The sequence below is a fragment of the Bradyrhizobium sp. BR 1433 genome (assembly GCF_051547665.1).
Classification (GTDB): Bacteria; Pseudomonadota; Alphaproteobacteria; order Rhizobiales; family Xanthobacteraceae; genus Bradyrhizobium; species Bradyrhizobium australafricanum.
Map to the genome: position 1 here is coordinate 7,658,655 of NZ_JBPUGG010000001.1, position 23,975 is coordinate 7,682,629.

The 23,975-nt window shown below is 65.5% G+C and carries 17 protein-coding genes and 2 pseudogenes; 11 read left to right on the top strand and 8 right to left on the bottom strand.

Features of this window, described 5'->3' with window-relative positions:
• Nucleotides 1-118 precede the first annotated feature (118 nt).
• The 6 genes and pseudogenes from ACSKB9_RS36895 to ACSKB9_RS36920 form a co-directional block, all read right to left on the bottom strand.
• Nucleotides 119-898: an ABC transporter ATP-binding protein gene (locus ACSKB9_RS36895; RefSeq protein WP_438079342.1), complete on the bottom strand. Its 780-nt coding sequence runs from the start codon at nt 896-898 to the stop codon at nt 119-121.
• Nucleotides 891-1,640 (bottom strand): ABC transporter ATP-binding protein, encoded by a 750-nt coding sequence (locus tag ACSKB9_RS36900; RefSeq protein ID WP_438079344.1) that lies wholly within the window; start codon nt 1,638-1,640, stop codon nt 891-893. The genes ACSKB9_RS36895 and ACSKB9_RS36900 overlap by 8 nt, the downstream gene beginning before the upstream one ends.
• Nucleotides 1,641-1,650: 10 nt before the next feature.
• Nucleotides 1,651-2,637, bottom strand: coding sequence for a branched-chain amino acid ABC transporter permease (locus ACSKB9_RS36905; RefSeq protein WP_076827047.1), 987 nt, complete (start codon nt 2,635-2,637; stop codon nt 1,651-1,653).
• Entirely contained in the window at nt 2,637-3,506 is an 870-nt protein-coding gene (locus ACSKB9_RS36910; protein ID WP_028334343.1) for a branched-chain amino acid ABC transporter permease, read from the bottom strand. Before ACSKB9_RS36910 ends, ACSKB9_RS36905 begins: the two co-directional genes overlap by 1 nt.
• Nucleotides 3,507-3,522: 16 nt before the next feature.
• Nucleotides 3,523-4,776: an ABC transporter substrate-binding protein gene (locus tag ACSKB9_RS36915; protein WP_438079347.1), complete on the bottom strand. Its 1,254-nt coding sequence runs from the start codon at nt 4,774-4,776 to the stop codon at nt 3,523-3,525.
• A gap of 302 nt (nt 4,777-5,078) precedes the next feature.
• Nucleotides 5,079-6,145, bottom strand: a pseudogene (locus ACSKB9_RS36920) (glycosyltransferase family 4 protein).
• Nucleotides 6,146-6,458: 313 nt separating this feature from the next.
• Here ACSKB9_RS36920 and ACSKB9_RS36925 point away from each other — a divergent pair.
• The 5 genes and pseudogenes from ACSKB9_RS36925 (at nt 6,459) to ACSKB9_RS36945 (ending at nt 14,296) form a co-directional block, all read left to right on the top strand.
• Nucleotides 6,459-8,222 carry an ABC transporter ATP-binding protein gene (locus ACSKB9_RS36925; protein WP_438079349.1) on the top strand — a complete coding sequence of 588 codons (1,764 nt, stop codon included), beginning with the start codon at nt 6,459-6,461 and terminating at the stop codon, nt 8,220-8,222.
• A gap of 84 nt (nt 8,223-8,306) precedes the next feature.
• Nucleotides 8,307-10,508: an amylo-alpha-1,6-glucosidase gene (locus ACSKB9_RS36930; RefSeq protein ID WP_438079351.1), complete on the top strand. Its 2,202-nt coding sequence runs from the start codon at nt 8,307-8,309 to the stop codon at nt 10,506-10,508.
• Between the two features lie 47 nt (nt 10,509-10,555).
• Nucleotides 10,556-11,143 carry a PRC-barrel domain-containing protein gene (locus ACSKB9_RS36935; protein ID WP_438079353.1) on the top strand — a complete coding sequence of 196 codons (588 nt, stop codon included), beginning with the start codon at nt 10,556-10,558 and terminating at the stop codon, nt 11,141-11,143.
• A gap of 87 nt (nt 11,144-11,230) precedes the next feature.
• Nucleotides 11,231-12,469 carry an MFS transporter gene (locus ACSKB9_RS36940; protein ID WP_438079355.1) on the top strand — a complete coding sequence of 413 codons (1,239 nt, stop codon included), beginning with the start codon at nt 11,231-11,233 and terminating at the stop codon, nt 12,467-12,469.
• 263 nt (nt 12,470-12,732) lie between these two features.
• Nucleotides 12,733-14,296, top strand: a pseudogene (locus ACSKB9_RS36945) (L,D-transpeptidase).
• A gap of 178 nt (nt 14,297-14,474) precedes the next feature.
• On the opposite strand, the gene ACSKB9_RS36950 reads toward ACSKB9_RS36945, so the two are convergent.
• Both ACSKB9_RS36950 and glgA read right to left on the bottom strand, forming a co-directional pair.
• Complete coding sequence (locus ACSKB9_RS36950; RefSeq protein WP_176936872.1) at nt 14,475-15,533, bottom strand: class I SAM-dependent methyltransferase; 1,059 nt, start codon at nt 15,531-15,533, stop codon at nt 14,475-14,477.
• A gap of 180 nt (nt 15,534-15,713) precedes the next feature.
• Nucleotides 15,714-17,141, bottom strand: coding sequence for a glycogen synthase GlgA (gene glgA / locus ACSKB9_RS36955; RefSeq protein WP_438079357.1), 1,428 nt, complete (start codon nt 17,139-17,141; stop codon nt 15,714-15,716).
• Between the two features lie 209 nt (nt 17,142-17,350).
• On the opposite strand from glgA, the gene ACSKB9_RS36960 reads away from it, so the two are divergent.
• The 6 genes from ACSKB9_RS36960 to ACSKB9_RS36985 all read left to right on the top strand — a co-directional run bounded on the left by ACSKB9_RS36960 (nt 17,351) and on the right by ACSKB9_RS36985 (nt 23,949).
• The gene (locus ACSKB9_RS36960; RefSeq protein ID WP_438079358.1) at nt 17,351-18,526 is read left to right on the top strand and encodes a CaiB/BaiF CoA transferase family protein; all 1,176 of its coding nucleotides are present in this window, start codon (nt 17,351-17,353) and stop codon (nt 18,524-18,526) included.
• A 117-nt stretch (nt 18,527-18,643) separates the two neighbouring features.
• Nucleotides 18,644-20,185: an ABC transporter substrate-binding protein gene (locus tag ACSKB9_RS36965; RefSeq protein WP_092082772.1), complete on the top strand. Its 1,542-nt coding sequence runs from the start codon at nt 18,644-18,646 to the stop codon at nt 20,183-20,185.
• A 6-nt stretch (nt 20,186-20,191) separates the two neighbouring features.
• A complete protein-coding gene (locus ACSKB9_RS36970; RefSeq protein ID WP_057017526.1) occupies nt 20,192-21,142 on the top strand; it encodes an ABC transporter permease in 951 nt (316 codons plus the stop codon).
• A gap of 353 nt (nt 21,143-21,495) precedes the next feature.
• On the top strand, nt 21,496-22,002 hold the full coding sequence (locus tag ACSKB9_RS36975) for an ABC transporter permease (RefSeq protein ID WP_438079361.1): 507 nt from the start codon (nt 21,496-21,498) through the stop codon (nt 22,000-22,002).
• Nucleotides 21,999-22,985 carry an ABC transporter ATP-binding protein gene (locus ACSKB9_RS36980; protein WP_438079363.1) on the top strand — a complete coding sequence of 329 codons (987 nt, stop codon included), beginning with the start codon at nt 21,999-22,001 and terminating at the stop codon, nt 22,983-22,985. Before ACSKB9_RS36975 ends, ACSKB9_RS36980 begins: the two co-directional genes overlap by 4 nt.
• Nucleotides 22,939-23,949 (top strand): ABC transporter ATP-binding protein, encoded by a 1,011-nt coding sequence (locus tag ACSKB9_RS36985; protein ID WP_438079365.1) that lies wholly within the window; start codon nt 22,939-22,941, stop codon nt 23,947-23,949. The genes ACSKB9_RS36980 and ACSKB9_RS36985 overlap by 47 nt, the downstream gene beginning before the upstream one ends.
• The last annotated feature ends 26 nt before the right edge of the window (nt 23,950-23,975 follow it).

A 23,975-nucleotide genomic window follows, 5' to 3' on the forward strand; every position in this document is an offset into this window, starting at 1 on the left:
CGCAGCGGCGTCTCGAAGGGTGACAGACCGGCCGATTCATCCTTCGAGGCTCGCCCAGCGGCGCAATTGCGCCGCAAGGCTCGCACCTCAGGATGACGGGATGGCAGATGTGTTTGCGTCATTGTGAGGAAGCGGAAGATGGATTGCTTCGCTTCGCTCGCACTGACGGGAGAGGTCGCCCTCGGGCGCGGTTTCGAATCCCGAGATACGCCGCCTGCACCTGCTTGTTGCCCGCGAGCTCGGCGCTGGTGCCCTGCATGATCACGTTGCCGCTTTCCAGCACATAGGCGCGCTGCACCAGCGACAGCGCGCGGCTGACATTCTGCTCGACCAAGAGGATCGCGGTGCCCATTTTGTGGATCTCGCCGATCTTCTCGAAGGTCACGTCGGTCATGACGGGCGCGAGGCCGAGCGAGGGCTCGTCCAGCATCAGAAGGCGGGGCTTCAGCATCAGCCCGCGGCCGACCGCGACCATCTGCTGCTCGCCGCCGCTCATGGTGCCGGCGAGCTGTCTCCTGCGGTCGGCGAGCCGCGGGAAGATGCTGTAGACGAGCTCCATCGTGCGCGCGCGATCCGCCTTGGCCTTCGGCGTGTAGGCGCCGATCTCGAGATTCTCCTGCACCGTCATTTCCGGGAACACCTGGCGGCCTTCCGGCACATGCGCGATGCCGAGCTCGGGGATCCGGTAGGGCGGCAGCGTGGCGAGGTCGACGCCGTCGAACGTGACCTTGCCGCCGAACAGCTTGACGAGGCCGGAGACGGCGCGCAGCGTCGTGCTCTTGCCGGCACCGTTGGCACCTACCAGGCCGACGGCTTCGCCCTCGCCAATGGAGATGCTGACATCGGTGATGGCAGGGACCGAGCCGTAGCTGGCGCTGACGCGCGAGAGCTCAAGCATGGGCGTCTCCCTGCGCCGGCGGATGCACATAGGAGCCGAGATAGGCGCGGATCACTTCCGGATTCTCCACGATCTCCTTCGGCGCGCCCTCGGCGATCTTCTGGCCGTGGTCGAGCACCACGATGTGGCGAGCCACCGCCATGATCGCGCGCATCACATGCTCGACGATCACGATGGTGAGGCCGCTGGCGGAGAGCTTCTTCACCAGCGCCACCGCCTGGTCGATCTCGGCCGGGTTGAGTCCGGCCATCACCTCGTCGAGCAGCAGGATCTTTGGCTGCGTTGCCAGCGCGCGGGCCATTTCCAGCCGGCGCTGGTCGATGGTGGTGAGGTCCTTGGCCGGGGTCTGCTCCTTGGCGCCGAGGCCGACGAACTCGATCGCCTCGAGCGCCTTGTTGCGCGCGGCCGCGATATGCCGGTCGCGCAGGAACGCGCCGGTCATCACATTGGCGAGCACGGTCATCGCGCCGAACGGCTTTGCCACCTGGAAGGTGCGGGCAAGGCCCAGCGCGCAGACGTCATGCGGCTTGAGCCCCACGATCTCGTGACCGAAGGCGAGCACCGAGCCGGAATCCGGCCGATGAAATCCCGTGATCAAATGAAAGCTCGTGGTCTTGCCGGCGCCGTTCGGCCCGATCAGCGCGACCGTCTCGTTCTCCTGCACCGTGAAGCTGACGTCCTGCACGGCGCGCAGGCCGCCAAAGCGCTTGCTGAGACCCTTGATGACGAGTGCTTCTGCCATCGCGACGACCTCAGGCGCGCGCCGGCTTGCGCCGGGCGGTGCGGTGATAGATGTCGGTCGCGAACCCGATCAGTCCGGTCGGCCGCCACAGGATGACAGCCATCAGGATCAGGCTGTAGACCGTGAGCTGGATGCCGCCGACCGAGCTGCCGAGCCAGCTTTGCAGCAGCGCCGACGTGGTCTCCAGCAGCACGGTGCCGATCACCGGTCCCCACAGCGTGCCGATGCCGCCGACGATCGACACCAGCGCCGCCTCGATCGAGACGTTGAAGCTGAACGCGGTCGCGGGATCGATGAAGTAGATGTATTGCGTGTAGAAGGTGCCGGCGAGCGCGGTCAGGAACGCGCTGATCATGTAGATGTCGCGCTTGACCTTCGGCGCGTTGACACCGACCGCCTCGGCGGCGTCCTCATCCTCGCCGATCGCGACGAGATAGTAGCCGATCCAGGATTTCTCGATTCTGTGGGTGATCCACAGCCCGACCACGAGCAGGCCGAGCACGACGTAATAGTACGACGACTTTTCCTCGAACTGCATCATCAACGGCGCACTGCCGAGGTTCGGGATCGTGGTGCCTTCGGCGCCCCAGGCGAAGTCGCGGAACTTGAGGAAGATCAACATCAGCACCTGGGCGGTCGCGATGGTGGCGATGGTGAAATAGGGGCCGCGCAGGCGGAAGCAGAGCCAGCCGATCGGCAGGCTTGCGAGCATCGCGACCACGCCGCCCGCGATCATCCCGATCCAGGGCGAGATGCCGTAGTTCACCTGCATGATGGTGGAGGTATAGGCGCCGAGCCCGAAATAGGCGGCGTGGCCGAGCGACAGCTGCTTGGCGTAGCCGCCCATCAGGTTCCAGGCGACGCCGATGAAGGAGAACAGCAGGATGCGGATGAAGATGTCGATCGCGAACGATGAGGTGACGAGCTGGGGCAAGGCGAGCATGACGACCGCCCCGATCGCGAGCCACAGCCATTTGAAGTTGCTGGACGTCTGCATCACCGGCCCCTCCTGGCGCCGAGCCCGCTCGGCCTGAACGCGAGCGTCAGCAGCAGCAGCGCGAACACCACGATCAAGCCGGAATCGGCGCCGACGAACTGGATGCCGAGCGATTCCGCGACGCCCATCATCAGGCTTGCGATCAGCGCGCCCATCACATTGCCGAGCGTGCCCATCACGACCGCGACGAACGCCATCAGCACGAATACCTGGCCGACGAATGGATAGGCCGAATAGAACGGCATCAGCAGCGAGCCGGCGGCGCCCGCGAGCGCCAGCGCGGTGCCGAACGCGACCGCGAACACGCGGTTCGGATTGATCCCCATCAGCATCGCGACGTCGCGGTTCTGCGATGCGGCGCGCATCGCGCGGCCGAGATCGGTGGTGTGCAGGAATACCCACAGCAGCCCGCTCAGCGCCATCGCGACCGCGAAGGCGATCAGTTTCGCCACCGGGATGTACAGCCCGCCGATATGCCACGCCGCATCCGAATAGGACGTGTGGACTGTGCGGTAATTGGCGCTGAACAACATCAGCGAGAGATTGAGCAGCAACAGCGACAGCGCGAAGGTCAGGAAGATCTGCGGCATGTCGTTCGGCCCCAGCACCCTGCGGATCAGGAAATGCTGGATCAGGACGCCGGCGAGGAACAGCACCGGCATCGAGACCACGAGCGAGACCAGTGGATCGATGCCGAACTGGGTGGCGAGGAAGAACGAGATATACATCCCGATCATCACGAACTCGCCCTGGGCGAAGTTGACGATCTTGACCACGCCGAAGATCAGCGTGACGCCGATGCTGACAAGCGCGTAGATGCCGCCGATGAGCAGGCCGTTGATCACGGCCTGGGCCAGTGTCTCCCACATGCGATGCGACCGCGGTTCAGGTCTTCATCAGCGGGGCGCGGGCGTCTTCCTTCGGGAAGACGCTGACGAGATCGGTGTTTTGCCACTGCACGCCGACCGGGCGGCCGTAGACGTTCTTGCCGTCCGGCCCGAACTTCACCTTGCCGCCCGGCGCCATCGCAGCAAAGCCCGAGGAAACATCGAGCGTCGAGAGCGCCTCGCGCACCTTCTTGGGATCGGCGGAGGCGGCGCGCTCCAGCGCGTCGGCCAGCATGAAGGTCTGCGCGACCAGGCCGCCGGCATATTCGAACGCGAACTCGCCGGTGCGCTTCTTGAATTCGGCATTCACCTTCTGCGCGTCGTCGCTGACGTCGTGGTTCCAGTGCGCAACGCCCTGCAGGCCCTCGGCGGCATTGCCGACATTCTTGTAGAAGTCCGGCATCACGAAGCCGCCGGAGCCGCCGTTGATCGCGATGTTGAGCCCGACCTGCTTCACGGTGCGCACGATCAGGATGAGGTCGTTAAGATAGGACAGTGAGAACAGCGTGTTGGCGCCGGAGGCCTTGACCTTGTTGACCAGCGGGCTCGCATCGGTGAAGCCGGCCGAGTAGGGCTCGAACATCACGATCTCGACGCCTTCGCCCGGCGCCAGCTCCTTCAGCCCGTTCGAGGTCGAGGTGCCGAACGCGGTGTTCTCGAAGATTACGGCGACCTTGGCCTGCTCGCTGACCAGCTTGGCCATCTGCAGCTGCGCCTTGGCAAACTGCGAAGCGCGCGCGAACGGCGTGAAGGTGTAGGTGCGTCCCTTGTTGAGCTGATCGGAGCTCGATCCGGTGATGATCGGGACCTTCGCCCGTTCGCAGACTTCGCTCGCGATCAAGGTCAGCGCGCTGGCATAGCAGCCGTGGATCGCCGACAGCTTGTTGCCCGTGATCAGGCGGTCGGTCTCGGTGCGCGTCACCGTGGTGTCGCTCTGCACGTCCGAGACGATGAGGTTGAGCTTGGCGCCGCCGAGCGACTTGATGCCGCCGGCCTCGTTGACCATGTCGACCGCGAGCTTGGCCGCAGCCACGCAGCCGACGCCGATCTGCGCCATGCTGCCGGTGGTCGGATAGAGCGCGCCGATGTTGATCGGATCGGCCGCCCAGCCGCGCAGCGGAACGGCGCCGAACGCGCCTGCCGCCAGCACGCCGCCGGTCTTGGCGAGGAATTTGCGGCGGTTCAGCTTGTTTTGTGAGGCTCTGGTCGGTGCGGCATTATTAATGGCCGACGGCTTGCGGTCCCCTGTCATGGCGTTCCCCCTGCGCGATCACGGCACGGTTGCTCCGTCCGCTCGCTTATTATTTTTTGCTCAAGCGCGGCGCATAAGAGCACGTAATTCGGCATTCGCAAAGGCGATATCAGCCGAACTGATGGGGAAACCTGTCATCGCTGGTGCGTCGCAGCAATCGTGCGACGCGGGCATGCGTAGTGTTTTGCTGCGTGAGAGTTGCCGCCGCGCACGACGGTATTATTGACAATCGAACGACCCGACGGACCGGCACGGATGGTGCCGGCCGGCCCGCCGGATCATTCGATCGGCCGCTGCAACTGCTACTCTGCGCTGGCCACCAGCTTGAAGCGCGGCTCGGCTTCCATCAGGCCGCGGAAGGCGGCGAGATAGTCGAGCGCCATGCGCCGCGCGGTGAAGCGGGTCTCGAACTGCTTGCGGATCGCGTCGCGATTGAGCGTTCCTAGGCGGCCGACGGAGGAGATCGCACTGATCTCGTCCTCGACGATGAAGCCGGTCAGGCCATCCTCGATGATCTCCGGCACCGAGCCGCGGTTATAGGCGATGACGGGCGTGCCGCAGGCCATCGCTTCGATCATCACGAGGCCGAACGGCTCCGGCCAGTCGATCGGAACCAGGAGCCCGATCGCGCCGCTGAGAAAATCCGGCTTCTCGCGGTCGCTGATTTCGCCGATGAACTCGACCAACGGGTTGCTGGTGATCAGCGGCTTGATCAACTCATCGTAATATTCCTGGTCGGCACGATCGACCTTAGCCGCGATCCTCAGCGGAATGCCGCAGCGGGTTGCGATCTTGATCGCGCGATCGACGCCTTTCTCCGGCGCGATGCGCCCGAGTACCGCGAGATAGGACGGCTTCGCCGGTTGCGGCGTCAGCAGATTCTCCGGTAGGCCGTGATGGATGGTGCGCACCCAATGCGCCTGCGGCACCGGCCGCCGCTGCGCGTTGGAGATCGAGATCACCGGAATCTTCGAGAAGGTGTTGAAGACCGGCTGATGCTCCGGCAGGTCGAGCCGTCCGTGCAAGGTGGTGACGAACGGCGTCGGCTGCCGCGCGAACAGCGACCACGGATAATAGTCGAGATGGCAGTGCAGGAAGTCGAACTCCTCGTCGTCGGCCTTCTGCCGCACGCGTTCCAGCATCACCATGTGGAGCGCATTGGGATCGCGGACCGAGCCGTCGAGCCGCAGTGCCTTCGGCCAGGTCGCATCGAGCTTCGCGGAGGTTTGAGAATCGCCACTGGCGAACAACGTCACGTCATGTCCAAGTGTTACAAGTTCTTCGGTCAGCCAGTGCACGACCCGTTCGGTGCCGCCGTAGAGCTTGGGGGAACAGCCTCCGTCAGCGGGGCAACCTGCGCGATGCGCATCTCTCCGTCTCCTGTTTGTAATGTGGAATGAACTACCCTCAGCCCTCAGTTGGCACCGACATGCCAAAGACGGGAACGTTCTCGCACGTGCGAGGTTCCTTAGATGTGGGAGATCTGCCGCTTCTTTCTTCCATCACACTGTGGTCTTGCTGATGCCATCACGCTCCAACACGGTTTTGCCTATGCCAGCGTTGCAAAATTGTTGCGCAGTGATGGCTGCATCGAGGAATCCCACCGCCGCCCTTCACGTCATCGTGCGCGAGAGCTTCGACTAGAATTTTCTCGTTCACCTTCAACAGCTTTGCAGGACGTCATGGACCATCTGTCAGGATACGCGCATCGTCCGTTTCCCTTTGTGTTGCGCTATCTGCGCCGGCGTCTGCCGTCGCATGTTGTGATTTTGTCAGCCGTTGTTGCGGCGGTTGCCTGCTCGGTAGGCACGCAATACGGCGTGAAGAATCTGGTCGATGCGCTGTCGGCAGGGCCGTCGGCCGCGAATGGCGTATGGCTGGCATTCGCTCTGCTCATGTCACTGATTGCAGCCGACAACTTCCTGTGGCGGATCGCGAGCTGGACCGCGAGCTACACCTTTGTCAGCGTCACCGGCGATCTTCGCCGCGACATGTTCCGCCATCTCACCGGCCACGCGCCGAGCTATTTCACGGATCGGCTACCGGGCATGCTGACCAGCCGGATCACGGCGACCTCGAACGCGGTGTTCACGGTCGAGAACATGTTCGTATGGAACGTGCTGCCGCCCTGCATCGCGACCTTCGCGGCGATCGCCCTGGTTGGAACAGTCAGCGTGACAATGTCAGCAGTGTTGATCCTGATCGCGGGAACCATGGTGGTGGCCATGTTCCGCATCGCCGCCGCCGGCCGGCCGCTGCATGACGATTTCGCCAACAGGGCGGCTGCCGTGGACGGCGAAATGGTCGACGTCATCAACAACCTGCCGCTGGTACGCGCGTTCTGCGGCCTCGGCTATGAGCACGAACGCTTCGATGCGACCGTCAATCGGGAACTCGTCGCGCGTGGCCGTTCCCTGCGCTACCTCGAGAAGCTTCGTCTCATTCACGCCGGCGTGACCGTCATCCTGACCATCGCGATGCTGGCCTGGGCGCTCAGTCTCTGGCAGCAGGGTGCGGCGACCACCGGCGATGTCGTGCTGGTCTGCACGCTCGGCATCTCGATCCTCAGCGCCACCCGCGATCTCGCGGTCGCGCTGGTCGACGTCACCCAGCATGTCGCGCGGCTGACCGAGGCCCTGGCGACGCTGCTGCAGCCGCACGAGCTGAAGGACCATCCGGAGGCCGAGGCGCTGGTGAAGAGCGGCGCCGCGATCGCCTTCAACAACGTCTCGTTCCGCTATCCGGGCGGCCTGCAGGTGTTCGAGCGCTTCAGCCTGCGCATCCAGCCCGGCCAGCGGGTCGGCCTGGTCGGCCAGTCCGGCGGCGGCAAGTCAACACTGTTTACCCTTCTGCAGCGCTTCTACGACGTCGAGCAGGGCAACATCACCGTCGACGGCCAGGACATCTCGCGCGTCACCCAGCAGAGCTTGCGCGCGGCAATCTCGGTGGTGCCGCAGGATATCTCGCTGTTCCACCGTTCGATCCTGGAGAACATCCGCTACGGCCGGCCGGACGCCACCGACGACGAGGTGCTGCGGGCGGCGATCGCGGCGCGCTGCGACTTCATCGAGGGCTTGCCCGAGGGCATGAACACCATCGTCGGCGACCGCGGCGTCAAGGTCTCCGGCGGCCAGCGCCAGCGCATCGCGATCGCGCGCGCCTTCCTGAAGGATGCGCCGATCCTGCTGCTCGATGAGGCCACCGCGGCGCTCGATGCCGACTCCGAGGAGGCGATCCGCGAGGCGTTGTCGCGGCTGATGCGCGGGCGTACCGTGGTCGCGATCGCGCACCGCCTCGCGACGTTGCGCAGCTTCGACCGCGTGCTTGTGCTGCAGGGTGGCCGGATCGTCGAGGACGGTCCGCCCGATATCCTCGTGAAGGGAAGGGGCCCCTACCGCGACCTGGTCGCGCGTGAAATGGGCCGCCTTTCCACCAGCGCGGCCTGACCCCGCGTCGTCAAGTGCGTTTGTGCGTTCCGGTGCGTTCGTTCGAACCAGGATACGGGCCAAGCAAAGTCGCCAGAGGTTCAGATGGCAGCTGACGTCGTTACGCAGATCATCACCGCTCGCATCACGGAGCACGTCGCCGAATCGCCGTTCTACATTCCGATGACCGGGCCCGCGGCGCGGCCGCGGCGCTCGCTCAAGCATGACGACACCTTCATCGTGCTCGACAGCCATGGCGACATCGGCGCCTCGGCCGGCGGGCCGGACGGCCTGTTCAACGCCGACACCCGCTACCTGGCGCGGCTGGAAATGGTGCTGGAGGACGTGCAGCCGCTCCTGCTCGGCTCCAACATGCGCGACGACAATTCGGCGCTGACGGTCGACCTTACCAATTCCGACGTCTATCGCGACGACCGCCTCACGCTGCCGAAGGACACGCTGCATATCGTGCGCTCGATCTTTCTGTGGCGCGGCACGGCCTATCAGCGCATCGGTCTGCAGAATCACGGCGATCATGCCGCAAGCTTCGATCTCACGCTGCTGTTCGACAATGACTTTGCCGATCTGTTCGAGGTGCGCGGCGAGCGCCGGCCGCGGCGTGGCATCGGCTCGAGCAAGCTGCTCGGCCCGACCGACGTGGTGCTGGAATATTGCGGCCTCGACGAGCAGACGCGGATCACCGCGCTGCATTTCGATCCGCGGCCGACGCGGCTGTCGGTCAACGCGGCGACCTATCATTTCGATCTCGAGCCCGGGCAAGTCACGTCGCTGTTCGTCGCGGTCTCCTGCAACAAGCCGATCATGCAGAAGCCGGTGCCGTTCTTCCGCGGCCTGCTGGCGCATCGCCGCGAGATGCGGACGTCGTCGGCCGGCGCAGCCAGCATCGAGACCTCGAACAACATCTTCAACGAGGTGCTGTGCCAGGCGATGGCCGACCTCAACATGCTGATGACCGAGACGCCGCAGGGCCGTTACCCCTATGCCGGCATTCCCTGGTATTCGACGACGTTCGGCCGCGACGGGCTGATCACCGCGTTGCAGATGCTGTGGGTCGATCCACGGATCGCCAAGGGCGTGCTGAAGCGGCTCGCGCTGTTCCAGGCCAAGGCGGTCGATCCGCTGGCCGATGCCGCGCCGGGCAAGATTCTGCATGAGATGCGCGGCGGCGAGATGGCCGCGCTTCGCGAGGTGCCGTTCGCGCATTATTACGGCAGCGTCGATTCGACTCCGCTGTTCGTGCTGCTCGCCGGGCTCTATCTGGAGCGCACCGGCGATCTGGAGACGCTGCGCGAGCTGTGGCCCGCGGTCGAGGCCGGCTTGCAATGGATCGACGGCCCGGGCGATCCCGACCGTGACGGCTTCGTCGAATATCAGCGCGCCACCGAGGAGGGGCTGCGCAATCAAGGCTGGAAGGACTCGTTCGACGCCATCTTCCACGCCGACGGAACGCTTGCCGAGGGCAATATCGCGCTGGCGGAGGTGCAGGGCTACGTGTTTGCCGGCAAGCAGCTTGCCGCGCGCGCGGCGCGCAAGCTCGGCTTTGCCGACAAGGCCGCGAAGCTGGAAGCCGAGGCCGAGCGGCTGCGCGAGCGGTTCGAGGAAGCATTCTGGTGCGAGGAGCTCGGCACCTATGCGGTCGCGCTCGACGGCGCCAAGCAGCCGTGCAAGGTGCGCACGTCGAATGCCGGCCAGACATTGTTTTCCGGCATGGTGCGGGAAGACCGCGCGCGACGGGTCGCCGCCGACCTGATGAGCCAGAAGTTCTTCTCGGGCTGGGGCATTCGCACCGTCGCCGCGGGCGAAGCGCGCTACAACCCGATGTCCTATCACGACGGCTCGATCTGGCCGCATGACAATGCGCTGATCGCGCTCGGATTTGCCCGCTACGGCCTCAAGCATTCGGTCGCGCATCTGTTCAATGGCCTGTTCGACGCCGCGAGCTATATGGAACTGCGGCGGCTGCCGGAGCTGTTCTGCGGCTTCCGCCGCGAGCGCCGGCGCGGCCCGGTGCTCTATCCCGTGGCCTGCGCACCGCAGGCCTGGGCGAGCGCGACGCCGTTCACGCTGCTCGAGGCGGCGCTTGGCCTCGAGTTCGACACCGCGCGCGGCGAGATTCGCTTGCGCGATCCCCGGCTGCCGGAGTTCCTCAACGACGTGGTGCTGCGCGACCTCAGGCTCGGCGCCTCCAGCGTCGATTTGAGGCTGCGCCGCCATGACGACGAGGTGTCGCTCGAAGTGTTGCGCACACGCGGCCAGATCCAGGTGTCGATCGTGCTGACGCATTGAGCGTCGTCACGCTGCATGCGTGCGCCGGAAATCGCGGGGAGAGTAACATGCGTCCGAGGATTATGATGATGCTGGTCGCAGCGGCGCTGCTGACATGCGCGGGTGTCTGTGCCGCCGACGACGAAGTGCCGGCGCCTGCACCATCGCCGCCGGCAGCGCAGGCGCCGCCAGCAACGCCAGCAACTCCTGCGCCGCCGGCAGCCCAGGCGCCGCCAGCAGCCTCTGCGACGCCGAAGGAGCAGGCGAAGGAGCCCTCAAAGGAATCGTCCAAGGAACCGTCGCCGCCGCCGTCGGTGACCGTGATCGGCGCGCGCGATGCGCACGGCATTCTCGGGCGCGACGTTCGCAGTTCCGCCAATGAGAACATGGGCCGTATCGTCGACGTCATTGTCGACCGCGACGGCAAGGTCCGCGCCGCAGTGATCGATTTCGGCGGCTTCCTCGGCGTCGGCAGCCGCAAGATCGTGGTCGATTGGAACGCGCTGCGTTTCGCCGGTGTTTCCAGCAAGAGCGACAGCATCACGCTGGACCTCAACAAGCAGCAGGTGAGCGCTGCGCCCGAGTACAAGGAAGATACGCCGCTGATCGTGCTGGGCGCGGCGGGAAGCCTGCATCCATGGGATTACGAACATTAGGGGGTAGAACTGGTCGCGCGTCCGAACTCTTCTTTAGAGACGGTTGGCGACGATCGTGGCGAGCGATCAGCCGGCAGCACCAGCGTTGTGTCAATTGTCCCCGATCAGCCCACCCCGGAGGAACCGCGCGGGCCGTCGCGGGAAAGCCAGCGCGGGCTCGACTGGTTCATCTTCTTTCTGGCCGACGTGCAGACCGGCTTCGGCCCGTTCGTCGCGGTCTATCTGACGACGCAGAAATGGACCCAGGTCGAGATCGGCTTCGTGCTCTCGATCGGCGGCATCATCGGCCTATTGGGCCAGATGCCCGGCGGAGCGATCGTCGATGCGGCGCGCTCGGAGCGGGTCGTTGCGGGCTGCGCGGTGGCCGCGATCGGCGCCAGCGCGCTGGCCTATGCGCTCTGGCCGATCTTTCCCGTGGTGACGCTCGCCGCGACGCTGCACGCGCTAGCAAGCTGCGTGCTCGGTCCAGCGATCGCCGCGATCAGCCTCGGTCTGGTCGGGCCGCTTGCGATCGGCGAGCGGCTCGGCCGCAACGCGCGCTTTGCCTCGCTCGGCAGCGGCTCGGCCGCGGCACTGATGGGCGCCTGCGGTTATCTGCTGTCGAGCCGCTCGGTGTTCCTCGTCACCTTCATCCTGGCGATCCCGACGCTGTTGTCGCTGGCCCGGATCCGCGAGCGCGAGATCGACATCGCGCAGGCCCATGGCGAGGTGAAACGGGAAGTCCCCGACAAGCGCGCCACCAGCGTGTTCGCGCTGGTGCGGCAGCGGCCGCTCCTGATCTTTGCCGGCGCGATGATGCTGTTCCAGCTCGCCAATGCCGCGATGCTGCCCTTGATGGCGGGCGTGGTGACGACACGGTCGAGCCAATGGGCGCCGGTCCTGATCGCGGCCTGCATCATTGTGCCGCAGGCGATCGTCGCTTTGTCCTCGCCCTCGGTCGGCCGCATAGCCCAGATCCGGGGCCGGCGGCCGCTGCTCCTGATCGCATTCGTCGCGCTGGCGGTCCGCGGCCTTTTGTTTGCAACCGTGCGTGATCCCTATCTGCTGGTCATCGTGCAGATTTTCGACGGCATCACCGCGGCGATCTTCAGCGTGATGGTGCCGCTGATCGTGGCCGACGTCGCCTTCGGCAGCGGCCATTTCAACCTGGCGCAGGGCATTGTCGGCACCGCGGTCGGCATTGGCGCGTCGCTCAGCACGGTGCTGGCCGGCTATGTCAGCGACAAGCTCGGCAGCAGCACCGCCTTCATGGGCCTCGCCGGCGTCGCCGCGTTCGGGCTGCTCGTTATCTGGCTGGTGATGCCGGAGACGCGGCGGACGGCATGATGGGGGGAGCAACCGCGGCACCATTGGCCGCCGCCGATCAGACTGGGGATGCGGCTACCGGCCGGTTTTGCTGCGCGGCACCCTTTCTCCTGCATGTGCCGTCATATATGAGTAAATACATAAGCGATTTGCTGCTGAAACGAGTCCGATGGTCCCCAGGAGCGAGTTCGCGCGTTGGACCGTGGCGGCGATTAATCAATCCAAAATCGCGGTCTGGTACGGGATTGACGGAGCGCGGGCAGGCATTTCGACCGAGGAGCGGCATGGTACATCGAACGACGACGGCGCAAACCACCGGAGCGATGCGGCGTTGGGGCCAACCCGCCTTTGTGACTTTCGCAGCGATGGTCACACTTGCGTCACTGACCGCTGGCGTCGCGGCGAAAGACCAGCGTCCCGTGGCAGCCGTCGAGGCGACCGCGCCGCGCACCGCGGGCGAGCCGATCATGGCGATCGTGTCGATCAAGGCCCAGAAGGTGACGCTCTACGACGCCGAGGGCTGGATCTACCGTGCGCCGGTGTCGAGCGGCGTCAAGGGACGCGAGACGCCGGCCGGCGTCTTTGCGCTGGTCGAGAAGGACAAGGACCATCACTCAACCATGTACGACGATGCCTGGATGCCCAACATGCAGCGCATCACCTGGAACGGCATCGCGCTGCATGGCGGGCCGCTGCCGGGATATGCGGCTTCGCATGGCTGCGTGCGGATGCCCTACGATTTTGCCGAGAAGCTGTTCGACAAGACCCGGATCGGGATGCGGGTGATCATCGCGCCGAACGATCCGGCCCCGGTCGATTTCACCCACCCGGCGCTGTTCGTGCCGAACGCGCAAGCCATTGCGTCGGCTCCGGCGCGCGCCGAGAAACTCAGCCGCGAGGCCGCGGATGCCGCCAAGGCAGCCGACGAGGCGAAGAAGGCTTCGATAGCCGCGACCAAGGAGGCCGCACTGTTCACGCCTGCGTCGCTGCGCAAATTGCAACAGATCAAGACCCGTGCCGACGCTGCGGTTGCGTTGGCCGACAAGACGCTCGCTGCGGCCAAGACCGACCAGGCCAAGGCGCGCGCCGAGGATCTGAAGCAGAAGGCGGTGGCAAAGGCCGCGGAAGCGACCACGCAGTTCGAGGCCGCGCAGGGCGACGCCAAGCCGAAGCTCGACGCCGCAGCCGCCGCCAAGGACGCCGCCAAGGCGGCCGAAACCAAGAAGGCGGATAGCCAGAAGGCAGCGACCGAGGCGAAGCTCGCGCTGGAGCCGGTGTCCGTCTACATCAGCCGCGCGACGCAGAAGCTTTACGTCCGGCGCAACACCCACAAGCCGTGGGCTGACGGCGGCGAGGTGTTCGAACTCGAGCATCGAGGTTCCCGTCACGATTCGCGATCCGGACAAACCGATCGGGACGCACATCTACACGGCGATGGCGCGGAACGACGCGGGCGGTCTGCGCTGGACCGAGGTGTCGATCGACGACGGCGACAACGCCAGGAATGCGCTCGACCGTGTCACCATCCCGCAGGATGTGCTGGATCGCATCGCGCCGACTGCCGTTGCGCGCTCTTCGATCATCATCTCGGACGAGCCATTGAGCGCCGAGACCAACTATCGCACCGAGTTCGTCGCCGTGCTGAGCAACCAGCCCCAGGGCGGTTTCATCACGCGCAAGCCGACCCGGCCCATGATGAACGACGACATGGTGGCGAGCGGGGACGACGGCTTCGGCTTCTTCAGTCAGCGCAGCTGGAATCCTCGATCGGGCACTCGAGTACGGCACCCCGTATGGCAGTCCCCAATACAGCAATCCCCAGTACGGCAATCCCCAGATTTACGGTAATCCGCAAGCCGCCAATCCGCGCCGGCGCGGCGGCCAGTACTTCTGGCAATCGCAACAGGACTGGTAGCGGAGCGGCGAGGACGTAGGCCGCAATGAGCGGCCGCGGGGGCAGATCAGCATTGCAGCGTTGGGCGGCGGCGTGATGCCGCCGCCCAATCGCATTGTGCGGTTGCCCGTCTTACGGGCGGGCTTCCAGGATCAGGTTGAACGGCGTTTCCGCGGCGCGGCGGAACCGCGAGAAGCCGCCCTGGCGCGCCACCTCGCGCAGTCTTGCCTCTCCGGCCTGCGCGCCGAGCGCGAGCCCGACCTCCTGGTCCAGCGACGCCGGCGTGCAGATCATCGTCGAGGCGGCGTAGTAGACGCGCCCGATCGGATTGAGGTTGTCCTCCAGCCGGTCGTTGGCGAACGGCTCGATCAGCATGCAGGTGCCGTCGTCGGCGAGGGTGGAGCGGGTGTGCTTGAGGGCGCCGACCGGATCGCCCATGTCGTGCAGGCAGTCGAAGAAGCACACGAGGTCATAGCCCTTGGCCGGGAATGTCTTGGCCGAGTGCGTTTCGAAATGAACGCGGTCCGACAGTCCCGCCTCCCGCGCGGACTTCCGCGCCGCCTCGATCGAGCCGTCGTGATAGTCGAAGCCGTAGAAGGTCGACTTCGGAAACGCCTCCGCCATCAATCGTGTCGAGACGCCGTGCCCGCAGCCGACGTCGGCGACGACCGCGCCTTTCTTCAGCTTGTCGACGACGCCCTCGAGCGCCGGCAGCCATTCCTGCACCAGATAGTGCTTGTAGCTGGTGCGGAAGAAGCGGGCGGTGCCGCAGAACAGGCACTCGCTGCGCCGGTTCCAGCCAACTCCCTTGCCGGTCTTGAAGGCGTCGGTAATTTTAGGCTCATCGAGAAAGGTCGCGCCGACAAGGCTTCCGACGGCGCCGAGGAAGACCGGGCTGTCCTCGTCAGCCAGCGCGAGCGCCTGCTCGGGCAGCATCGAGAATTTTCCGGATGCCTTGTCGTACTCGATGTAGCCGGAGGCCGCCTGCGCCGACAGCCACTCCTGGATGTAGCGCTCGGCCGTTCCGGTTGCCTTCGCCAGGGCCGCGGCATTCATCGGCCCGCCCTGCGCGAGGGCCCTGTACAGCCCGAGCTTGTCGCCCAGCAGCATCAACGAGGCATTCATCGCCGCGCCGACATCGCCGATCATCTTTCCCATGAATGAATTGAGGCGCTCTTCGTTGACGTCCATGATGTTCCTCCATCGCAATCGCGTTTGGCCAAAAGTCATCATTCGCAATTTCACGCATGCGTCGTCGTCCAGCCGTGGGGCGACGTGATCGCCTGAAAGGTTCGGTGCAATGACCCGATTGTTACCGGGCCGGTGGGATCCCACAGCCGCCCGGCTTCACAAGCCCGCGACGCGGGCCGCCTACGCCATCACGCGCGGCATGACCAGCCGTTTGTACAGCGCTCCGTAGCAGGCGGCCGACAGGTCCCAGCTGTAGGACTTGGCCATCGCGCTGGAGCGCATGGCGTTGAGCCGGTCCTTGGCGCGGTAGGCGTCGAAGGCGCGCCTGACGCCGCCGAGGAAGGATTCCGCCGACGGCTGCGCGAACAGGAAGCCGGTCTCGCCGTCGGCGATGGTTTCCGCAAGCCCGCCGGTCTGGTGGCCGATCGGCAGCGAGCCGAAGCGCTGCGCATACATCTGGCTGAGGCCGCAGGGCTCGAAGCGCGACGGCATCAGGGTGAAATCGCTGCCGGCGAAGATTCGGCGCGCCTGCCCATCGTTGAAGCCGATGATCACGCCGATCGCATCGGGCCGGCGGCGATGCGCGGCCACCAGCGCATCCTCGATGGCCGGCTCGCCGCTGCCGGTGACGACGATCTGTCCGCCGTCCCTGACGATCTCGTCGGCGGCCGACAGCACGAGGTCGACGCCTTTCTGATGCACGAGGCGGGCGACGAGGCCAAAGATCGGCCCGCGCGAGACCGCAAGGCCGAACTGGCGGCGGACATAGTCGGCGTTGGCCTGCTTGCCCTTCCAGTCGCCGGAGCCGAACGGCTGTGCGAGCTGCGCGCAGTGGCGCGGGTCCCAGCTTTCGTCGATGCCGTTCAGGATGCCGGTCAGCTGGTCGGCATCGGAGCGTACCCGGAGCAGGCCTTCCAGGCCGCAGCCGAGCTCTGCGGTCGTGATCTCCCTGGCATAGGTCGCGCTGACCGTGGTCAGATGCGAGGCGTAGACGAGGCCGCCCTTGAGGAAGGAGAGCTTGTCGTAGAACTCCAGCCCGTCGATGTGGAACGAGCTTTCCGGTGCGCCGATCCGCCGCAGCGAGTTCTTCGGAAACAGGCCCTGATAGGCGAGATTGTGGATGGTCAGGATCGACGGAATACGTGCGTCGCGCCAGGCGAGGTAGGCCGGTGTGAGCGCGGCCTGCCAATCGTTGGCGTGTACGAGGTCCGCTGCCCAATTCTTGTCCAGCATTCCGGCTGCAAGTTCGGCAGCGGCCGAGGCAAAGCGGCCGAAGCGGATGTCATTGTCGGGCCAGTCGCGGCCGGTCTCATCGCCATAGGGATTGCCCGGCCTCTCGTAGAGTTGCGGGCACAGCAGCACGTAGACCGGAAGTCCGTCCCTGGTCGACGCACGCCCGAGAGTGCAGGCCGGCATCTCGGCGAGCGCTCGGCATTGCCCAACGATTTCAATATGCGTGAACTGTTCGACCACATCCCGGTAGCCGGGAAGAATGATCCTGACGTCGCTCCATGGGCGGAGCGCCCGCGGAAGGGCAGCGGAAACGGCGGCGAGCCCGCCCACGCGGACGAAATCGTCCATCTCCGTCGTGACGAATAAGACCTTCAACAAGCGCCCTCGTTCCAGCCCGTGACATGGCTATGCAAGATCGGGTCCAATCTGCCTTTGAGTAAAATGCAAGACGGCCCGCGCTCCCGGTCTGGACGAGACGCTTTCCTGCCAGGGCGGCTCACTTTAGGGTCACGCGACGCCGAACAACCAATGACGAAGGTGGAGGAAGCCTTGCCGACGACCATAGCCGCTGACGATGAGGGAATTTGACACGGAGCTTCGACGGCCTTCGCGTGCTCGATTTTTCGACCACGATCGCCGGACCTCATTGCACGCGGATGCTCGCCGACATGGGCGCGGAGGTGATCAAGATCGAGCCCGCTGAAGGCGAGACGATGCGGACGCGGCCGCCGGTGCGCAACAATTGCTCGACGGCGTTCGGCCAGCTCAATATCGGCAAGAACAGCCTGGTGCTCGACCTGAAGTCGCCGGCCGGCGTCGAAGCCGTGCGCCGGCTGATCGCCACCGCCGACGTGCTGGTGGAGAATTTCCGTCCCGGCGTGATGCGGCGGCTGAAGCTCGATTACGCCTCTATCCGCGACATCAATCCAAAACTGATCTTTTGCTCGATCTCCGGCTACGGCCAGACCGGCCCGTCGGCGGAATTGCCGGCCTATGCGCCGGTGATCCATGCCGCCTCGGGCTACGAGATGGCGCATCTCGCCTACCAACCGGGCCGCAGCCGGCCGGACTATTGCGGCATCTACCACGCCGATGTGCTGACCGGCGTTTACGCCTTCGGTGCGATCTCGGCGGCGCTCTACCAGCGCGCCGCCAGCGGCAAGGGCCAGCACATCGACGTCTCGATGCTGGAATCGATGCTGAGTTTGACCCTGAACGAGTTGCAGTGGTCGCAATTCGAGGTGAAGCAAACCCAGCGCCCGATGTTCGGCCCGATCGAAACCACCGACGGCTACGTGATGGTGGCGATCGCCAGTGAGAAGACGTTCCAGAACCTGATGCAGGTGATCGGCCGTCCCGATTGGGTGTCCGATCCGCGCTTCGCCAAATATGCCGATCGGCGGGAGAACTGGGCGGGCCTGATGGAGGGCGTGGAGGCGTGGTCGCGCTCGGTCAGCACGCAGGCCTGCCTTGCCGCGCTCAACGAGTATGGCGTGCCGTCATCGGCCTATCGCACCGTGCGCGAGGCACTCGCCGATCCGCAAATCGCCCATCGCGGGGCGCTGGCCGAGGTTGCGGACGGCGGCGGCAGCTTCAAGGTGCTCGATCTGCCATTCCGCATGTCAGGCGCGACGGTCGGTGCGCGCAAGCGGATGTCGACGCTCGGCGAGCACACGCTGTCCTATCTGAAGGAGATCGGGCTCTCCGAGGATCAGATCGCAGGCTTCGCAGCGCAACCGGCGAAGACGGCGCGTCATTAAGCCTGCGGCTTTTCATCCGTATTACGGTCTTGTCGCGCGCGGCGATTCCGGACGATCTGCCGCCCAACAGACGACGATCCGGAACACCGGACGTCGCCCACCTGGGAGGGAGCATTGATGAAGCTGGTCGGGCGCGCGCACGCCGTTGCGCGCATATTTCTTGTGGCGGGATTCAGTGCCGCGGCATTCGCTGCACCGGCCAATGCGCAGAAGCAGGGCGGCACGCTCAACGTTGGCCAGGAACTCGACATTCCCGGCTTCGACCCGCTCAAGGTCGGCGTCTACGACACCTCAGCCAATACCGCGGCGGCCGCAATCTTCGACACGCTGACCACACTCGACGACAAGGGCGAGGTGAAGCCGAAGCTCGCGCTGTCGTGGGAGCATTCGGAAGACTTCAAGACCTGGACCATCAAGCTGCGTCCAGGCGTCAAATTCCATGACGGCACGCCGTTCAACGCGCAGGCTGTGAAGGAGAATTTCGACCGCCAGAAGGATCCCGCCAACAAATGCCGTTGCGCCTTCTACATCACGAACATCATCAGCGTGAACACGGTCGACGACCTGACGGTGGTCTATAATTTCAGCGACCCGGCCGTGAACTTCCCGGCGACGCAGACCATTCAAAGCTCCAACAACGTCATGCAGTCGCCGACCGCATGGAAGACCAAGGGCGACGACTACAACCGCAACCCGGTCGGCACCGGTCCCTACATCCTGAAGTCCTGGACCGCCGGCGACCGCATGGTGCTCGAGAAGAACCCGGACTACTGGAACAAGGGCAAGCCCTATCTCGACCGCATCGTCCTGAAGCCCTTGCCGGATGCACAGTCGCGCTTTGCCTCGCTGCAATCGGGCGAGGCCGATATCATCTGGGACGACGAAGCCGATGCTGACAACATCATCAGGGCGCGCAAGGACACAAGCCTGACCGTGCATACCTATGAAGGCTCGGGGGCTGCAGTCGCTGCCTTCAACACCAAGGTCCCGCCGTTCGACGACGTGCGCGTGCGCCAGGCGCTGGTGATGGCGCTCGACCGCACGAAAATGTCGCAGGCGATTACCAATGGCCTGGCGCGACCGGCCAGTAATCCCTATGGCGACGGGTCCTGGGTGAAGTGCAAGGATGATGGTGCGCTGCCCTACGATGTCGAAAAGGCCAAGGCGTTGATCAAGGATTACGGCAAGCCGGTCGAATTCAAGATGCTAGTCACGGCGACGCCGCGCGGCCGCACCGGGGGCCAAGTGTTGCAGCAATTCTGGAAGCGCATCGGCGCCAACATGGAGATCGAGCAGGTCGATCAGGCGACCATTCCGCCGCGCGCCTTCATGCGCCAGTTCCAGCTCACGCCGTGGCGCATCGTCGATCTCGCCGATCCCGATCCGCAGATGTACGCCAATTTTCACACCGGCAGCCCGGTGGCGCTGGCGAACTACTCCAATCCGGAGCTGGACCGGTTGCTGGAGCATGCGCGGACCACGGCCGACGTCGCCCAGCGCACTGAGGACTATTGCGCGATCAGCCGCCTGATCAACAAGGAAGCAATCTGGTTCTGGACCTTCCAGAATACCTACTACGCAATCTCGAGCGCGAAGGTGAAGGGCGTGCCGAAGATGTTCAACGGGGTGCTCGACGTCTCCGACGCCTGGAAGGAATAGCCTTTCATGCTGTTCTTCGTCGCGCGCAGGCTCCTGTACCTTGTACCGGTGCTGATCGCGGTCTCGGTCCTGACTTTCGTGATCGCCTCGCTGTTGCCCGGCGATCTGGCCTATGTGATCCTCGGCGACCAGGCGACGCCGGAGAACGTCGCGGCCCTGCGTCACGACATGGGGCTCGATCAGCCGATCTGGTTGCGCTATCTCGGCTGGCTGTGGCACATCCTGCAGGGTGATTTCGGACGATCCTTCCGCACCGGGCAGACGGTGCTGCAGGCTGTCAGCGACCGCGTCCCGGTCTCGTTCGAGCTGATGATCCTCGCCGAGCTGATCGGGCTCGCGATCGGCGTGCCACTGGCGATCGCCTGCGCGGCCAAGGCCGGCAGCGCGTTCGACCGCTTCATGACCGGCTCGGCCTTCGGCATGCTCTCGGTGCCGACCTTCCTGTCCGCGATCCTGCTGATCTATCTGTTTGCGGTCGAGCTGCGCCTGCTGCCGGCGACCGGCTACGTGCCGTTCACCGAGGACCCGGTCGCCAATCTGCGCTTCATGGTGCTGCCGGCGCTGACGCTCGGGCTTGCGGAATGGCCGGGTATCATGCGCGTGCTCCGCTCCGACATGATCGCAGCGCTGCAGGAGGACTATATCGCGCTCGCCAAGGCGAAGGGCCTCAAGCCGTCGCGCATCCTGTTCGTGCACGCGCTGAAGCCGTCTTCGCTGACGCTCGTCACCATCACCGGCATCAATATCGGCCGCCTGATCGGTGGCGCCGTCATCGTCGAGTCGATCTTCGCCTTGCCGGGGATCGGCCGCCTCCTGGTCGGCGCGATCTATACCCGCGATCTGATCATCCTGCAGGGCGTGGTGCTGCTGGTTGCCGCGGGCTTCGTGATCATGAACTTCATCGTCGACATGCTCTACGCCCTTCTCGATCCGAGGATCCGCCATGGCCACGCTTGAGCTCAGCCTCGAGGAAGAGGCCGGTGCGACGCCCGCCCGGCGCCGCCGCGGGCTCGGCATGCTGTTCTGGATCGCGATCGGCTGGATGACTCTGGTGTTCGCGGTCGCGATCTTTGCCGATCTGCTGCCGCTGCCGAGCCCGACCGACATGGACATGCTGGAGCGGCGGGCGCCGATCTCCGCCGAGCATTGGCTCGGCACCGACGGTCTCGGCCGTGACGAGCTGTCGCGGTTGATCTATGGCGCGCGCATCTCGCTGATCGTCGGCCTCTGCGCACCGATGATCGGTGTCACCATCGGCGGCGCGCTCGGCATGCTCGCGGGCTATTTCCGCGGCCGTTTCGAAATCCTTCGTGGTCGGCAGCATGGACGTGCTGCTGGCGTTCCCGCCGCTGATCCTGGCGCTTGCGGTCACCGCCTATCTCGGCCAGTCGATCTTCAATCTGACCTGCATCCTCGGCGTCCTCGGCATTCCCGCCTTCATGCGGGTGGCGCGGGCGGCGACCTTGTCGCTGGCGCGACGCGAATTCGTCATCGCGGCGCAGGCGCTCGGCGCCACGCATGCGCGCATCCTGTTGCGCGAGCTGCTGCCCAATGTGATGCTGCCGCTGCTCGCCTTCTTCCTGCTCGGCGTCGCCGTCACCATCGTGGTCGAGGGCTCGCTGTCCTTTCTCGGCCTCGGCGTGCCGCCGCCGATCTCGAGCTGGGGCAGCATGATCGGGGAGGGACGTGAGAGCCTCGAGGTGGCGCCGCGGCTCGCCTTCATTCCGGCGATCGCGATGTTCCTGACCGTGCTCTCGTTCAACCTGATCGGCGATACGATGCGCGCGCTGACCGATCCCAGGCAGGGGGCGCTATGAGCCGGACGCTGCTTTCGGTCGAGAATGCGGTGGTCGACCTGCCGACGCCGCGCGGCAATCTGCGGGCGGTGGATCATGTCGATCTCGCCGTCGGTGCCGGCAGGACGCTCGGCATCGTCGGCGAGTCCGGGTGCGGCAAGACCATGCTGTCGCGTGCGATCCTGCAGCTGCTGCCCAAGAAGGCGAAACTGTCCGGCCGCGTGATGTTCGACGGGCAGGATCTGACGAAACTCCCGGCCGAGAAATTGCGCAAGCTGCGCGGTCGCTCGCTCGCGGTCGTGTTCCAGGACCCGATGACTTCGCTCAATCCGGTGCTGACCATCGGCACCCAGCTGATCGAGACCATTGTGGAACATCTCGAGCTCGATCTTGCGGAGGCCCGGCAGCGCAGCATCGAACTGTTGGCGGCGGTCGGCATTCCCGCGCCCGAGCAGCGCCTCGCGCAATATCCGCACCAGCTCTCCGGTGGCATGCGCCAGCGCGTCGCGATTGCGGTGGCACTGTCCTGCGAGCCACAGCTCCTGATCGCGGACGAGCCGACCACCGCGCTCGACGTCACGATCCAGGCGCAGATCCTCGATCTGTTGGCGCGCGAGCAGCAGCGCCGTCACATGGCGATGATCATCATCACGCATGACCTCGGCGTGGTCGCCGGCCGCACCGATGAGGTCGCGGTGATGTATGCCGGGCGCGTCGTCGAACGCGCGCCGACGCCTGCCTTGTTCAAGCAGATGCGGATGCCCTACACCGAGGCGCTGCTCGCCGCGCTGCCGAAGCTCGACGTCGCGCCGCATACGCCGCTGCCGGCGATTTCGGGGCGGCCGCCCGATCCGACCCGGCCGCTCAAGGGCTGCTCGTTCGCGCCGCGCTGCCGCTATTCCGCGGAGCGCTGCGGCGCGGAGAAGCCGCAGCTCAGCCGGGCGGAAACGCCGGAGCATGTTTACGCCTGCTTCCATCCGATCACCGCGGGGGTCGGCGCATGATGCTGCAGGCAGCACCCGATCCGCTGATGAAGGTGGAAAACCTCGTCGTCGAATATTCGGTAGGGGCAAGACCATCCATGCCGTCTCCGATGTCAGCCTCGAGATCGCGCGCGGCGAGACGCTGGGGCTGGTCGGCGAATCCGGCTGCGGCAAGTCCACCCTTGGCCGCGCGGTGCTGCAACTGCGCCAGGCCGTTTCCGGCAAGGTGCTGTTCGATGGGCACGATCTCACCACGCTGAAGGGCGAGCCACTGCGCAAGATGCGCCGGCGCGTGCAGCTGATCTTCCAGGACCCGATTGCCTCGCTCAATCCGCGGCGGCGGATCGGCGACATCGTCGCCGAGCCGCTGGTGATCGCGGGCGTCAGGGATCCCGAGGAACGCCGGCGGCGCGTCAGCGACGTGCTGTCGGCGGTCGGCCTCGATCCGGCGCTGGTGAGCGGACGCCTGCCGCATGAATTCTCCGGCGGACAATGCCAGCGCATCTGCATCGCCCGCTCGCTGGTGCTCAATCCGGAATTCGTGATCTGCGACGAGCCGGTGTCCGCGCTCGATGTCTCGATCCGCGCCCAGATCCTCAATCTGCTGGAGGAGATGAAGGCGCGCTACGGCCTGACCCTGCTGTTCATCGCCCACGACCTCGCCGTGGTGAAGGCGGTCTCAGATCGCGTCGCGGTGATGTATCTCGGCCGGCTCTGCGAGGTCGGCCCGTCTGAGCAGTTGTTTGCACGGCCGGCGCATCCCTATACCGCGCTGCTGATCGAGGCGATCCCGGTGCCGGATCCGGATGTCCGCCCGACCCAGAGCGTGCCGGTCGGCGAGCCGCCGTCGCCGATTGCGCCGCCCTCCGGCTGCCGCTTCCGCACCCGCTGCCCGCGGGCCGACGCGCGCTGCGCCAGCGAAGTGCCGGAACTGCGCGTGGTTGCGCCCGGCCAGTTCGCGGCTTGCCATCATCCCCTGATCTAAATATCCGGAGGCCGACACCGCGTTTG

Excerpts from the sequence above, each read along its gene's own strand:
- ACSKB9_RS36895 (WP_438079342.1), bottom strand. The coding sequence starts at position 898 with ATGCTTGAGCTCTCGCGCGTCAGCGCCAGCTACGGCTCGGTCCCTGCC.
- ACSKB9_RS36900 (WP_438079344.1), bottom strand. The coding sequence starts at position 1,640 with ATGGCAGAAGCACTCGTCATCAAGGGTCTCAGCAAGCGCTTTGGCGGC.
- ACSKB9_RS36905 (WP_076827047.1), bottom strand. The coding sequence starts at position 2,637 with ATGCAGACGTCCAGCAACTTCAAATGGCTGTGGCTCGCGATCGGGGCG.
- ACSKB9_RS36910 (WP_028334343.1), bottom strand. The coding sequence starts at position 3,506 with ATGTGGGAGACACTGGCCCAGGCCGTGATCAACGGCCTGCTCATCGGC.
- ACSKB9_RS36915 (WP_438079347.1), bottom strand. The coding sequence starts at position 4,776 with ATGACAGGGGACCGCAAGCCGTCGGCCATTAATAATGCCGCACCGACC.
- ACSKB9_RS36925 (WP_438079349.1), top strand. The coding sequence starts at position 6,459 with ATGGACCATCTGTCAGGATACGCGCATCGTCCGTTTCCCTTTGTGTTG.
- ACSKB9_RS36930 (WP_438079351.1), top strand. The coding sequence starts at position 8,307 with ATGGCAGCTGACGTCGTTACGCAGATCATCACCGCTCGCATCACGGAG.
- ACSKB9_RS36935 (WP_438079353.1), top strand. The coding sequence starts at position 10,556 with ATGCGTCCGAGGATTATGATGATGCTGGTCGCAGCGGCGCTGCTGACA.
- ACSKB9_RS36950 (WP_176936872.1), bottom strand. The coding sequence starts at position 15,533 with ATGGACGTCAACGAAGAGCGCCTCAATTCATTCATGGGAAAGATGATC.
- ACSKB9_RS36965 (WP_092082772.1), top strand. The coding sequence starts at position 18,644 with ATGAAGCTGGTCGGGCGCGCGCACGCCGTTGCGCGCATATTTCTTGTG.
- ACSKB9_RS36970 (WP_057017526.1), top strand. The coding sequence starts at position 20,192 with ATGCTGTTCTTCGTCGCGCGCAGGCTCCTGTACCTTGTACCGGTGCTG.
- ACSKB9_RS36980 (WP_438079363.1), top strand. The coding sequence starts at position 21,999 with ATGAGCCGGACGCTGCTTTCGGTCGAGAATGCGGTGGTCGACCTGCCG.
- ACSKB9_RS36985 (WP_438079365.1), top strand. The coding sequence starts at position 22,939 with ATGTTTACGCCTGCTTCCATCCGATCACCGCGGGGGTCGGCGCATGAT.